Source organism: Pseudomonas sp. C2.3V (genome assembly GCF_058536325.1).
On sequence record NZ_JBZUBN010000001.1, the window covers coordinates 999457 to 1012607 of the forward strand.

Annotated in this window: 17 protein-coding genes; 8 read left to right on the forward strand and 9 right to left on the reverse strand. The window is 53.3% G+C overall.

Annotated features, from left to right (window positions below; genetic code table 11):
* The first annotated feature begins 19 nt into the window (after positions 1-19).
* The 3 genes from pmbA (at position 20) to AC4LF3_RS04695 (ending at position 3234) form a co-directional block, all read left to right on the forward strand.
* Complete coding sequence (gene pmbA / locus AC4LF3_RS04685) at positions 20-1369, forward strand: metalloprotease PmbA (protein ID WP_239381702.1); 1350 nt, start codon at positions 20-22, stop codon at positions 1367-1369.
* 286 nt (positions 1370-1655) lie between these two features.
* Positions 1656-2267, forward strand: a complete 612-nt coding sequence (locus tag AC4LF3_RS04690) for a superoxide dismutase (protein WP_019365678.1) — start codon at positions 1656-1658, stop codon at positions 2265-2267.
* A gap of 85 nt (positions 2268-2352) precedes the next feature.
* A complete protein-coding gene (locus tag AC4LF3_RS04695; RefSeq protein ID WP_407362952.1) occupies positions 2353-3234 on the forward strand; it encodes a ZIP family metal transporter in 882 nt (293 codons plus the stop codon).
* 14 nt (positions 3235-3248) lie between these two features.
* Here AC4LF3_RS04695 and AC4LF3_RS04700 read toward each other — a convergent pair whose 3' ends face one another.
* The 9 genes from AC4LF3_RS04700 to AC4LF3_RS04740 all read right to left on the reverse strand — a co-directional run bounded on the left by AC4LF3_RS04700 (position 3249) and on the right by AC4LF3_RS04740 (position 9875).
* On the reverse strand, positions 3249-3521 hold the full coding sequence (locus tag AC4LF3_RS04700) for an HPr family phosphocarrier protein (RefSeq protein WP_010797280.1): 273 nt from the start codon (positions 3519-3521) through the stop codon (positions 3249-3251).
* 21 nt (positions 3522-3542) lie between these two features.
* Positions 3543-4406 (reverse strand): RNase adapter RapZ, encoded by an 864-nt coding sequence (gene rapZ, locus AC4LF3_RS04705; RefSeq protein ID WP_010797281.1) that lies wholly within the window; start codon positions 4404-4406, stop codon positions 3543-3545.
* Between the two features lies 1 nt (position 4407).
* Entirely contained in the window at positions 4408-4872 is a 465-nt protein-coding gene (ptsN, locus tag AC4LF3_RS04710) for a PTS IIA-like nitrogen regulatory protein PtsN (protein ID WP_010797282.1), read from the reverse strand.
* A 16-nt stretch (positions 4873-4888) separates the two neighbouring features.
* The gene (hpf, locus tag AC4LF3_RS04715; RefSeq protein ID WP_010797283.1) at positions 4889-5197 is read right to left on the reverse strand and encodes a ribosome hibernation-promoting factor, HPF/YfiA family; all 309 of its coding nucleotides are present in this window, start codon (positions 5195-5197) and stop codon (positions 4889-4891) included.
* Positions 5198-5321: 124 nt separating this feature from the next.
* Entirely contained in the window at positions 5322-6818 is a 1497-nt protein-coding gene (locus tag AC4LF3_RS04720; protein WP_074827893.1) for an RNA polymerase factor sigma-54, read from the reverse strand.
* A 107-nt stretch (positions 6819-6925) separates the two neighbouring features.
* Positions 6926-7654 (reverse strand): LPS export ABC transporter ATP-binding protein, encoded by a 729-nt coding sequence (gene lptB, locus AC4LF3_RS04725; RefSeq protein WP_010797285.1) that lies wholly within the window; start codon positions 7652-7654, stop codon positions 6926-6928.
* On the reverse strand, positions 7651-8196 hold the full coding sequence (gene lptA, locus AC4LF3_RS04730; RefSeq protein WP_010797286.1) for a lipopolysaccharide transport periplasmic protein LptA: 546 nt from the start codon (positions 8194-8196) through the stop codon (positions 7651-7653). Before lptA ends, lptB begins: the two co-directional genes overlap by 4 nt.
* Entirely contained in the window at positions 8183-8755 is a 573-nt protein-coding gene (lptC, locus tag AC4LF3_RS04735; RefSeq protein WP_010797287.1) for an LPS export ABC transporter periplasmic protein LptC, read from the reverse strand. Before lptC ends, lptA begins: the two co-directional genes overlap by 14 nt.
* Before the next feature lie 145 nt (positions 8756-8900).
* Positions 8901-9875 (reverse strand): KpsF/GutQ family sugar-phosphate isomerase, encoded by a 975-nt coding sequence (locus AC4LF3_RS04740; RefSeq protein WP_407362954.1) that lies wholly within the window; start codon positions 9873-9875, stop codon positions 8901-8903.
* A 210-nt stretch (positions 9876-10085) separates the two neighbouring features.
* Between AC4LF3_RS04740 and AC4LF3_RS04745 the strand changes: the two genes are divergently transcribed.
* From AC4LF3_RS04745 to AC4LF3_RS04765, 5 genes are read left to right on the forward strand one after another with little or no spacing between them, the layout of a single operon-like run.
* Complete coding sequence (locus tag AC4LF3_RS04745) at positions 10086-10895, forward strand: ATP-binding cassette domain-containing protein (protein ID WP_074827898.1); 810 nt, start codon at positions 10086-10088, stop codon at positions 10893-10895.
* Positions 10895-11689 (forward strand): lipid asymmetry maintenance ABC transporter permease subunit MlaE, encoded by a 795-nt coding sequence (mlaE, locus tag AC4LF3_RS04750; RefSeq protein WP_010797290.1) that lies wholly within the window; start codon positions 10895-10897, stop codon positions 11687-11689. Before AC4LF3_RS04745 ends, mlaE begins: the two co-directional genes overlap by 1 nt.
* On the forward strand, positions 11689-12165 hold the full coding sequence (mlaD, locus tag AC4LF3_RS04755; RefSeq protein WP_491834867.1) for an outer membrane lipid asymmetry maintenance protein MlaD: 477 nt from the start codon (positions 11689-11691) through the stop codon (positions 12163-12165). The genes mlaE and mlaD overlap by 1 nt, the downstream gene beginning before the upstream one ends.
* 12 nt (positions 12166-12177) lie before the next feature.
* The gene (locus AC4LF3_RS04760) at positions 12178-12825 is read left to right on the forward strand and encodes an MlaC/ttg2D family ABC transporter substrate-binding protein (RefSeq protein ID WP_491834868.1); all 648 of its coding nucleotides are present in this window, start codon (positions 12178-12180) and stop codon (positions 12823-12825) included.
* The gene (locus AC4LF3_RS04765; RefSeq protein ID WP_407362956.1) at positions 12822-13133 is read left to right on the forward strand and encodes an STAS domain-containing protein; all 312 of its coding nucleotides are present in this window, start codon (positions 12822-12824) and stop codon (positions 13131-13133) included. The genes AC4LF3_RS04760 and AC4LF3_RS04765 overlap by 4 nt, the downstream gene beginning before the upstream one ends.
* The last annotated feature ends 18 nt before the right edge of the window (positions 13134-13151 follow it).

The window sequence follows — 13151 nt, forward strand, 5'->3', positions numbered from 1 at the left end:
CGCTGTATAGGAGAGAAGCATGAATCAATCCGTGGAAGCTGTCGGCCCGGCTGCCTTACCTGCCTTGCGTGAACAGGTCGAGCGCATTTTGGCGGAGGCGCGTCAGCAGGGTGCCACTGCTTGTGAGGTCTCGGTATCTGTTGAGCAGGGGTTATCTACAACCGTTCGCAAGGGCGAGGTTGAAACGGTTGAGTTCAATCGTGATGAGGGCTTCGGTATTACCTTGTACGTAGGACACCGCAAGGGCTCGGCCAGTACGTCCGCAACGGGCGAAAATGCTATCCGTGAGACCGTAGCCGCGGCTCTTGCCATTGCCCAGCACGCTTCCGAAGACGAATATTCAGGCTTGGCCGATCCGGAAAAAATGGCCAAGAGCCTACCTGACCTGGACCTGTTCCATCCCTGGAGCATTACGCCTGACGAGGCGATCGAGAAAGCGCTTATTTGCGAGTCAGCGGCCTTTGCAGCCAATCCCAAAATCACCAATGCTGATGGGACAAGCCTCAACACTCATCAGGGTTGCCGTATCTATGGCAACAGCCATGGCTTTATCGGTGGGTATGCCAGCAGTCGACACAGCCTGAGCTGCGTCATGATTGCGGAAAGTAATGGCCATATGCAGCGCGATTATTTTTACGACGTCAATCGTGTGGCTGAAGAGCTGATGGACCCTGTCTATATTGGTCAGCGCGCAGCAGAACGGGCGGTGAGTCGCTTGGGGGCTCGTCCGGTTCCGACGGCCCAGGTTCCTGTGCTGTTTGCGCCTGAACTGGCCTCAGGATTGTTCAGTAATTTCCTGGCCGCTATTTCTGGCAGCAACCTCTATCGGAAGACGACCTTCCTGGAAGGCGCAATGGGGCAGCAGCTCTTCCCTGAGTGGTTATCCATTGATGAACGGCCGCTAATCCCTAGGGCGTTGGGCAGTGCATCGTTCGACAATGAAGGACTGGCGACCTATGCCAAGCCCTTTATCGATAAAGGTGAGTTGGTTTCCTATTTGTTGGGCACCTATTCCGCCCGCAAGCTGGGGATGCAAAGTACAGCCAATGCCGGAGGCGTGCATAACCTGTTTGTCAGTCACGGCAGTGATGACCAAGCGGCCCTGATCCGTCGCATGGGCAAAGGACTTCTTGTAACCGAACTCATGGGGCAGGGGGTCAATCTGGTAACGGGCGACTATTCACGGGGCGCTGCCGGTTATTGGGTCGAAAACGGCGAAATACAGTTTCCGGTGCAGGAAGTCACTATTGCGGGGCGTCTTCAGGATATGTTTCGCAACATCGTTGCGATCGGTTCGGATGTAGATCGTCGCGGTGGTATTCGAACCGGATCGGTGCTGATTGAGTCCATGACTCTGGCCGGACGTTGATTCAAACTTTTGCGCCTGCTAATCAAACTACTATAGGCAGGCGTAAAACGTCGCTTTCGTTTGTCGAATCTGTTAGATATGTTATTGATAAAGAATCTCATTTCTTATGAAGTCTGGTTTTATGGGGTGACAGGTCTTTAATTCTGGCCAGTTAACCCATAGCTAATAACTTTCAGCGTCAAGCCTCACTGGCGCGCTTCACTCAGCAGTAAACACGTGAACGTTCGAGCAACACGGGTCTGCCCTTAGGCAGACGATAGTTATCCTCACATCAGGAGACGACATCATGCCTCATACGCTTCCAGCTTTACCCTATGCCTACGATGCACTGGAACCTCACATCGATGCGCAGACAATGGAAATTCACCATACCAAGCATCATCAGACCTACATCAATAATCTGAATGCTGCGCTCGAGGGGACCGGCCTTGAGTCCTTGCCGGTAGAAGAACTGCTGACTCAACTGGACAAGCTGCCTCAAGATAAGCGTGGTGTGGTAGTAAACAACGGCGGCGGACATGCCAACCACTCTCTGTTCTGGACCGTTATGACTCCGCAAGGCGGTGGTAACCCGGAAGGTGAATTGGCTCAGGCGATCGATTCCCAGCTGGGCGGTATGGACGCATTCAAAGAAGCCTTTACCAAGGCTGCGGTGTCTCGCTTTGGCAGTGGCTGGGCATGGTTGAGCGTGACGCCTGAAAAGAAACTGGTTGTTGAAAGTACACTCAACCAGGACAGCCCCATCATGAATGGCAATACGCCTATTCTGGGCCTGGACGTATGGGAGCACGCATACTACCTGCGTTATCAGAACCGTCGTCCGGAATACATTGGTGCCTTTTACAATGTAGTCAATTGGCCTGAAGTTGCTCGTCGCTATCAGGCAGCAATGGCCTAACGGGGTACAAGCGTCGTGATCTTCGCGGTGTAAGGGATTCTTGCACCGCGTCTTCCAGTCCTGTCTTTCTTGCCTTGGCAGGTTTATGCGCTCAATACAGGCCTTTCTCTCAAGCTATCTCGGATTGACGTTGTGTCTTATCCTGCTTTGCATTGGGATCACATTTCATCAATTTGATGCACTCCAAGCGTTATTTCAAACATCGTCCATGCAGAATGCGCTCAAAGGCGGCATGCTTTGCGCATTAGGGACTGCACTCGGGGCGCTTCCTGTCCTTGCGCTTTCCCGTATCTCCGAGCGTCTATCCAATACCATGTTGGGCTTTGGTGCAGGCGTCATGCTTGCGGCTACTGCCTTTTCCCTTCTATTGCCTGCATTGGATGCAGGGGGCTCGCTAGGGTATTCCAAGTGGGGCAGTGGAGCGGTAGTCAGCTGTGGAATCATGCTGGGCGTGCTTGGCATGCTAGGGTTGGAACGTGTCATGCCGGAGCAGGAGTTAGAGCAGCGTGATTCTATTTCCGCCGTAGAGCCGCGAATCCTACTGTTCGTTGCAGCCATTATTCTTCATAACATTCCCGAAGGAATGGCTGTCGGTGTAGCCGCAGGTGGTGCTGTTGATGGGGCAGAGAGTCTGGCGCTTGGGATCGCCCTGCAGGACTTTCCGGAAGGGATGGTGATTGCGCTGGTGTTGGCTGGAGCGGGCGTAAACCGGTATAAAGCGGTGGGCATTGGCGCAGCCTCAGGGCTGGTTGAGCCGCTTTTCGCAGTCATTAGCGCCTGGCTGGTCAATTTCAGTCAGATGATGCTGCCCTGGGGGCTGTCGCTGGCAGCAGGTGCCATGCTGTTTGCCGTAACCCACGAAGTCATTCCTGAGGCGCACCTTAAAAAGGGTCACCGCAGTGCTGCCACCGTCGGGCTCGGCATTGGTTTTTGTCTGATGATGGTAATGGATACCGCATTAGGGTAGGGGAGCGTAGGCGATCATTCGCCTTCGTCGAACCGGTTGTTGATCAATTCAATCAATGCCTGCAAGGCTTCTTCGCTCTGTTCGCCTTCCGTTGCCAAGTGAAGCATCGTGCCTTTGCCAGCAGCCAGCATCATGACAGACATGATGCTTTTCCCATCGATTGTGCTTTCAGGGCTTCTACCGACTCTGACTTCGCACGGAAAGCGCCCAGCCACACCGACGAACTTGGCCGCTGCGCGTGCATGCAGCCCTAGCTTATTGATGATGGTGATTTCTTGGGCGGGCATTACGTTGAGTGTCCTTAATCGCTATTGTCCAGGTAGGTCGCGGTGGCGAATCTGGACTTTTTTCAGTTTTGATTTGAGAGCTGTTCCCAGTCGCTGGGCAATGTAAACCGAGCGGTGGTGACCTCCCGTACAGCCAATCGCAATCGTTACATAAGAGCGATTGTTAGCGGCGAAATTGGGCAGCCATTTAGACAGGTAATTATAGATGTCTTGGTAGAGCTCTTCGACCTCGGTTTGCTCCTCCAGATACTCGATCACGGGTTGATCTAGACCTGAAAGCTCCCTGAGCTCTGCTTTCCAATAGGGATTGGGCAGGAAGCGGATATCAAAAACCATATCTGCATCAACCGGCAGGCCCCGTTTGAAACCGAACGACTCGATTAGAAACGCAGTGCCAGGCTCAGGTGCATTGAGCAAGCGTAGCTTGATCATATCCTTGAGCTGATAAAGATTCAGATGAGTGGTGTCGATCTTCAGGTCAGCCAGATCGGCAATAGGCATCAGCAGCTGACGCTCATCCTCGATGGCTTCAGCCAGCGAACGATACTCGCTCGTAAGCGGATGACGACGGCGGGTTTCCGAGAACCGTTTGAGCAGTGTCTGATCATCTGCATCCAGATACAGCACATCGCAACGGATATGGCGTGATCTGACTTGCTCAAGCAGCTCGGGAAAGCGTTGTAGCTGGCTAGGCAGGTTGCGGGCGTCGATAGACAGGGCTATCTGAGACTGAGCCCCTTCGGATTCAGTCAGGGCGCGCTCGGACAGGTCCGGTAAAAGACCGGCAGGTAGATTATCGATGCAATAAAAGCCGTTGTCTTCCAGCACATCTAGTGCTGTGCTTTTGCCAGATCCGGAGCGTCCACTGACGATAATCAGATGCATGTTAATGACCGCTTTGGGCGTCGATAACTATTTGATAGAGCCCATTGCTAGTAGTTGCATGGCGCAGTCGGTCGCGGATTTCAGCCTTATCCAGCATGGCTGCAATCTGGCGCAACAACTCCAGATGCTGCTCGGTAGCGGCTTCGGGTACGAGCAGGACGAAAATAAGGTCTACTGGCGCTCCGTCGAGTGAGTCGAAGTCTACCGGTGTTTGCAGGTGGCACAGCACACTAATAGGCTCCTTGGAGCCACTCAGGCGGCAGTGAGGAATAGCTATTCCATTGCCGAAACCGGTCGACCCTAACTTTTCTCGGGCCATGAGGCTTTCGAAAATTGAGTGAGCGTCTTGCCCTGGCAAGTCAGTCGCAGCAATTTCAGAAATCTGCTGAAGCACGCTTTCTTTACTGACCCCTGGCACGCTCACGTGTGAGCGGCCAGGGGTCAGAATGGTTTCTAATCGAATCATAGGGTGATGTTAAGTCTCAACGGACGCCCAACCCTTGCTGCCTCTCGAGCTGTTTCTCTTTGTGTTTGATCAACTGGCGGTCGAGTTTATCGGTGAGAAGGTCGATGGCAGCGTACATGTCTTCATGTTCGGCATTTGCAACGACAGACGCACCTGCAACATGCAAGGTGGCTTCAACTTTCTGTTTCAGTTTATCGACCTGCATGATTACCTGAGCACTGGTAATGCGATCGAAGTGGCGTTCAAGTCGGGCGAGCTTTTCTCCAACGTAGCTGCGAAGGGAGTCGGTAACATCCAGTTGATGCCCACTGATGTTGACTTGCATACCGCGTTCTCCTTATTGCCGTGGTGTAACAGGCAGGCATTAGGCCTGCCGAAGAAACACTGTTGAGCGATAAGCGCCTCTTTCCCCCGCGCTCGCAGTCCGCTCGTGGCGAGCCGCCTAAAGTCTAGACCAGCCTTTTCCGTTCACTCGATGGAGCAATGCCCAGCGACTCACGGTATTTGGCTACAGTCCGACGCGCGACCTGTATGCCTTGTGACTCCAGTAAACCAGCGATCTTGCTGTCGCTCAATGGCTTTTTTGCATTTTCGGCGGCAACAAGTTTTTTGATGATGGCGCGAATGGCGGTCGACGAGCATTCACCGCCCTCAGCCGTGCTTACGTGACTGGAGAAGAAGTATTTCAATTCGTATATGCCACGAGGCGTGTGCATATACTTTTGGGTGGTCACACGAGAAATTGTGGACTCGTGCATGCCAACCGCCTCGGCAATATCGTGAAGTACGAGTGGTTTCATGGCTTCTTCGCCATACTCTAGAAAGCCACGCTGATGCTCGACGATTTGCGTCGCAACCTTCATCAGGGTCTCGTTACGGCTCTGCAGACTCTTGATGAACCAGCGAGCTTCCTGCAACTGGTTACGCATGAAAGTGTTATCTGCACTGCTGTCGGCACGTTTCACGAAACCGGCATATTGTGAGTTTACGCGTAGCCGCGGCACCGCCTCCTGGTTCAGCTCAACCAGCCAGCGGTCATTGTGTTTGCGCACGATGACATCAGGAACCACGTACTCGGCTTCACCTGACTCGATCTGGGAGCCTGGTCGGGGGTGCAGGCTTTGAATCAGCTCGATTACGTCACGTAACTCATCTTCCTTGATCTTCATGCGGCGCATGAGCTGGCTGTAATCACGGCTGCCTAGGACGTCCAGATAATCTGTGACCAAGCGCTTAGCTTCCGCCAGCCGTGGTGTTTTGCCTGGAAGCTGATTGAGTTGCAGCAGCAGGCATTCCTTGAGATTACGTGCGCCTACGCCTGCCGGTTCGAACTGTTGAACACGGCGTAAAACTACTTCGACTTCATCAATCTCTACCTCAAGCTCAGGATCTAGCGAGGCGTGTATGTCTTCGAGTGATTCTTCGAGGTAGCCATCATTATTGATGCCGTCGATGATCGACATGGCGACCATGCGATCCACGTCCGACATCGGGGCCAGATTCAGTTGCCAGAGAAGATGGCTCTGCAGACTTTCACCTGTCGATGTTCTGGATGTGAAATCCCATTCATCGTCGTCAGAGCTCGGAAGGCTGCTCGCGCTTGTCTGATAGATATCTTCCCAGGCGGTATCGACGGGAAGCTCATTGGGGATACGGTCACTCCATTCGGACTCGTCCGACTCAGAGGTCTCTATCGAGGGAGCCGTATCCTTGAACGTAACCTCCTGGCTACCAGGATTCGATAGCTCCTCGCCATCGGCAAGCGGGTCGCTGTGATCAAAATCATCGCCTTCTTCTTGCCGCTCGAGCATGGGGTTGGATTCCAGGGCTTCCTGAATTTCCTGCTGGAGATCAAGCGTCGAAAGTTGAAGCAATCGAATGGCCTGTTGCAGCTGAGGAGTCATGGTCAGCTGCTGGCCCATCTTTAAAACTAACGATGGTTTCATGGCTGCGGGCTTAGCACCTTAATCTACAGACGCGAACTGCGCCACGGAGCCCACCAGATAATTTGGTAGGGATGAGCAAATTATATGCCTGGTTTTTACCCTTTTGCCTAGAGGCGGAATTCGTGCCCCAGATAAACTTCCTTAACCAGGTCGTTGGCCAGCACGCTTTCGGCATCGCCTTCAGCAATCAGCTGTCCGTCATTCACAATATAAGCCATCTCACAGATTGTGAGGGTTTCCCGAACATTGTGATCCGTGATCAAAACGCCAATGCCTTTGGCTTTCAAGTGGCGAATGATTTGCTTGATATCACCCACTGAAATAGGGTCGACACCGGCAAAGGGCTCATCCAGCAGAATGAACTTGGGCGCCGTGGCTAGGGCGCGAGCAATCTCGACGCGACGACGTTCACCGCCCGACAGGCTCATGCCTAGGTTGTCACGAATATGGGTAATGTGAAATTCCTGAAGCAGCGACTCGAGCGCCTGGGTGCGTCCGTTTCGGTCCAGATCCTTGCGGGTTTCAAGGATAGCCATGATGTTATTGGCCACGGTCAGCTTACGGAATATCGATGCTTCCTGGGGGAGATAACCGATACCTGCCTGTGCTCTGCCGTGCATGGGCAAGTTGGTGACATCCTGGTTATCGATCAGCACACGACCATGGTCGGCGTTGACCAACCCTACGATCATGTAGAAACATGTCGTCTTGCCCGCCCCGTTAGGACCGAGTAGTCCCACGATCTGGCCGCTTTCAATGGTCAGGCTGACATCCCGAACCACTTGACGACCCTTGTAGCTCTTGGCCAGATGCTGGGCTTTGAGCAGTACTGTCATTGAGCTTGCCCCGGCTGCTGGTCTTTGTTCTTGGGCTGGATGACCATGTCGATACGTGGTCTTGGTGTGGTGATCTTGTTACCGTTTGCACGGCCAGCATTCACGATCTGGCGCTGGGTGTCGTAAACGATCTTTTCGCCTTCGAACGTATTGCCTTGCTGTTCAACGCGTGCCTGGTCGATCAGAACGATTCGGTTTTCATCCGCATAGTACTGGATAGTCAGGCCGTAAGCCTTCACCGTATCTTTGTCCGCAGATGGCTTCTGCTCATAGTGAGCCGGCTTGCCAACGGCAGTTGCAACCTTGATGTTGCCGTTGTTGTCCTGGGTGATGGTCACGGTGTTACCCGTGATCTTCATCGTGCCTTGGGTAATGATGACGTCGCCTCGATAAACCGCTACGTTCTGCTTGTCATCGAGTTCGGCGCTGTCGGCCTGTACCCGGATGGGCTGGTTGCGGTCAGAAGGCAGAGCCCAGGCGTTAACGCTTCCGAACGTAGCGCCCAGGGTTAAAAGAAGGGGTAGAGATTTAACGAACCTCATGCTGGCCTCTTACATTGGACAGCAGGAGCATTCTGCCGTCATTCAGGTACGCTTTCATGCCTTTCGCTGTGGTCACGCTATTAGCGGCCTCAATCTTAACGGCTTGCTCAGTCTGCGCATAATTTTTGTCAGGAAAAACAGTCATTCGCGTCGTCGTCATCACGATAGGGCGGCCCTTTTCGTCTGTACGCTCGACCCTTACATCATCGATCAACTCAGCCTGTGTACCTTTTGGCGCCACCTCGGCCCTTGCGCTGCGAACATGCCAGGGCAGGTCAGTACCGCGGTATGCCAGCATATCGGGTTTCGAAACCAGTGTGACATCGGTGGCCTGAACGTGATCAAGCCGTTCGGCTGTCATCTCGTATTGTACCTTTCCATCGGCACGGTACTGGATCGTTTTGACATTTGTTGCATAGGCATCAATGGCATTATCGGTCTGGGCATTGCCTGCCGGGTCATCGATAAACCGTTGCGGCAAGAGGTTCCAGTAACCGATAGCGACCAGCGCCAGGGCAATCAGGACATAAAGTACAGGTTTACGCAGTGTACGGAACATGACAAAAGGCCTGCAAAAGCATTGTAGTCAAACGGCGGCATAAAGCACGGCAAAGGCTCTGTACCATTTGAGACGTAAAGCATTTATGAGTGCCATCACTGCCATGCAGCAGCAATGATGGGCTGTCTCTCGATATGAGCTGCATTCACATGACGCCTGCGCGAAGCAGGTCGTGCATGTTCAATGCCCCCAGAGGGTAATCTTTCTCGTCGATCACAACCAAGGCGCTAATCTTGTGATCTTCCATGACTTTCAATGCCTCGGCTGCCAGCATCTGTGGGCGTGCCGTACGACCATGCTCCGTCATGACGTGGTCTATGGTCGTTGAGCGTACGTCAATTCCGCGATCAAGCGCACGCCGAAGGTCCCCGTCAGTAAAAATACCTGCCAGTCGGCCATCAGGCTCCGTGACGACGGTCATGCCAAGCCCTTTTTGGGACATTTCAAGTAATGCACCGCTAAGCGAAGTGCCTCGTGGCACTTGAGGTAATTCCTTCCCGCTATGCATGACATGCTCGACCTTGAGAAGCAGGCGTCGGCCCAGAGCGCCGCCGGGGTGAGAAAAGGCAAAATCTTCAGCCGTGAAGCCTCGTGCATCGAGCAAGGCAATGGCAAGCGCATCCCCCAGAACCAGACTGGCAGTGGTGGAGGAGGTCGGTGCAAGATTCAGCGGGCAGGCTTCCTTGGCAACGCCTGCGTCCAGGTTGACAGTAGCTGCCTGGGCCAGAGGTGACTGGGGATTGCCTGTCATACTGATCAACGTGATTCCCAGTCGCTTGATAAGTGGCAAGAGCGTCACTATTTCAGGGGTAGAGCCAGAGTTGGACAGGGCCAGCACAATGTCCGCCTGGGTAATCATCCCCATGTCGCCGTGGCTTGCTTCGGCGGGATGGACGAAAAACGCGGGTGTGCCTGTGCTTGCCAGCGTGGCCGCAATCTTGTTGCCGATATGTCCGGACTTTCCCATGCCCAGTACAACGATGCGGCCCTTGCAGTCCAGCATCAGTTCACAGGCTTTGACAAAGCGATCATCTATACGCCCACGCAATGCGTTCACGGCTTCCACTTCATAGCTGATGGTACGATTTGCGGATTCGATGAAATTTGCAGCGTGGGTCATTTGTCTACCAGTTTGCTGGGCAGCAGATTGATTGAAAACGCAGAATTATAACGACAATTAATCCCCCCTCCTATGAAAACGATTGAATTATGTTCATGTTGGGGAGGTAGCGCTGAAATGTTATGCTATGTCCTTGTCGAATAGGCCCTTAAAAGTGCCTTGGATGCTATTCGATGCGTCTGCCAGGAGGGCTGTAAGCTAGGAGTTTAGATGAACACCGATAGCGAGTATGCGGTCGAGCTTAAAGGCGTTACCTTCAAGCGAGGCGAGCGTACCATCTACGAGAATGTTGATATCCGCATCCCGCGTGGCAAGGTGACCGGTATTATGGGGCCTTCAGGGAGCGGCAAGACAACGCTGTTACGCTTGATTGCAGCCCAGTTGCGCCCTGAAAAGGGTGAGGTATGGGTTAACAATCTCAATCTTCCCACGCTGTCTCGAAGTGACCTGTTCAATGTGCGTAAGCAGATGGGCGTTCTGTTTCAGAGCGGTGCACTGTTTACTGACCTTGATGTTTTCGAAAACGTGGCCTTTCCTCTTCGGGTTCATACCAAGCTGCCTGAGGAGATGATCCGGGATATCGTCCTGATGAAACTTCAGGCGGTCGGTCTGCGGGGCGCTATCGAGTTGATGCCCGATGAGCTGTCCGGAGGCATGAAACGTCGGGTGGCTCTGGCTCGGGCGATTGCATTGGATCCTCAGATCCTGATGTATGACGAGCCTTTCGTGGGACAGGACCCCATTGCCATGGGCGTACTGGTGCGCCTGATTCGTCTGCTCAATGATGCACTGGGATTGACCAGTATCGTTGTGTCACATGATCTGGCCGAGACGGCAAGTATCGCTGACTATCTTTACATTGTCGGGGATACACAGGTGCTGGGCCAAGGAACCCCCGCAGAGCTCAAGGAGTCGTCTGATCCACGAGTGCTTCAGTTCATAAAAGGTACCCCGGATGGCCCGGTACCGTTCCATTTCGCAGCGCCTGACTATAGCGAAGATCTTTTGGGGAGGCGCTAATGCGTCACATTTCACTGCTTGAGCGCATCCGCTTATTGGGGCGCACAGGCCTGGATGTATTGGCTGCAGCCGGTCGTTCTGTTCTTTTGCTATTGCAATCCTTGTTTGGCCGCTCCGGCGCAGGCAAGGGTGGACAGTTGCTGATCAAGCAGCTCTATTCGGTAGGGGTTTTATCGCTACCCATCATCCTAGTTTCCGGTCTTTTCATCGGTATGGTTATAGCACTTCAGGGCTATAACATTCTGGTTACCTATGGTTCGGAACAGGCGGTTGGGCAGATGGTGGCGCTTACCCTGTTGAGAGAGTTGGGCCCTGTAGTTAGTGCGCTTCTGTTCGCAGGTCGCGCAGGTTCCGCGTTAACGGCTGAAATCGGCAACATGAAGTCGACAGAGCAGTTGTCCAGCCTCGAAATGATCGGTGTTGATCCGCTCAAATATATAGTGGCTCCGCGCCTGTGGGCGGGCTTTATTTCCTTGCCTCTGCTCTCGGCCATCTTCAGTGTTGTAGGTATCTGGGGCGGTGCGATGGTTGCGGTTGACTGGCTCGGCGTCTACGACGGCTCGTTCTGGAGCAACATGCAGAACAGCGTCCAGATGGCGGATGTGATCAATGGCATGATTAAAAGCCTTGTCTTTGCCTTTGTGGTGACCTGGATCGCCGTGTTCCAGGGGTACGACTGCGATGCTACTTCCGAAGGGATCAGCCGCGCGACGACCCGAACAGTTGTCTATGCCTCTCTGGCAGTGCTGGGTCTCGACTTTCTTTTGACTGCTTTGATGTTTGGAGATATCTGATGCAAACCCGCACCCAGGAAATTGGTGTCGGCCTGTTTCTGCTCGCTGGCTTGCTGGCTCTCTTGCTGTTGGCTTTGCGAGTGAGTGGCTTGAGCGTTGGCGAGCACAATGACACCTATAAAGCGTACGCCTATTTCGACAATATCGCCGGTCTGACCGTACGTGCAAAAATCACGATGTCAGGCGTCACGATTGGCCGAGTCATCGCAATCGATCTGGATCGTGATAGCTACCGTGGTCGAGTGACCATGCAGATCGACCAACAGGTCGATAACATTCCGGTCGATTCCACCGCCTCCATCCTGACAGCAGGTCTGTTGGGTGAAAAATATATTGGTATTAGCGTGGGAGGGGATGAGGAGGTTGTCAAAGATGGCGGAACTATTCGTGATACCCAGTCGTCGCTGGTATTGGAAGATCTGATCGGCAAATTCCTGCTCAACACCGTCAACAAAGATTCGTCTGGCGATAAGTAAGAAGGACACGACATGCTCAAATTATTGCGAAACAGCGTTCTGGCCTTGCTGGCCGTAGTGCCATTGCTGGCCTCTGCAGCGCCTTCGGCTCACGATGTCATTCAACAGACTACAGATAAGTTGCTGTCTGATCTGCAAACCAACAAGGAAACATACCGGAGCAATCCAGATGCTTTCTATAACTCTTTGAACGAGATCCTTGGTCCGGTCGTTGATGCCGAAGGTATCTCCCGCAGCATCATGACCGTAAGGTACAGCCGTCAGGCATCGCCTGAGCAAATGGCTCGCTTCCAGGAGAACTTTAAGCGAAGCCTGATGCAGTTCTATGGCAACGCACTGTTGGAGTACAACAATCAGGGTATCAAGGTTCTGCCGGCAACTGACAATGATCTCGAGCGTACTAGCGTAGGCATGGAAGTGCGTGATAGCCGCGGAACTGTCTATCCGGTCTCTTATACCATGGTAAATATCAATGGCAGTTGGAGAGTGCGTAACGTAATCATCAACGGCATTAATATCGGTAAGCTGTTCCGTGATCAGTTTGCCCAGTCCATGCAGGCCAACGGCAACAACTTGGACAAGGTTATCGATAGCTGGGCCAATACCGTGGCGCGTGCCAAAAACTCTCCTGAAGCTCAAAAGGCCCAGGCTGGCTCATGAGTACGCAGGCGCATCTAGGAGAGAAGGTGCCGGGCGTCATGACGCTGTCTGGTCTTCTCGATCATCAGACGACGGTAGCGCTGCGTCAGGAAGGGCAGCGCTATATACAGCAGAGTAGTACCGATGTGATCGTGATCGACTGTGCTGGTGTCGAGCGCTCCAACAGTGCAGGGCTTTCCTTGTTGCTGTCCTTTCAGCGTGATGTGTTGCAGGCTGGCAAAAAACTTGAGGTTTGGAATTTGCCTTCAGATATGAAGCAGATCGCAAGTGTGTCCGGTTTGCTGGACATTCTTCCTCTCTCTCATTGAATATCCCATCGCCCTCTA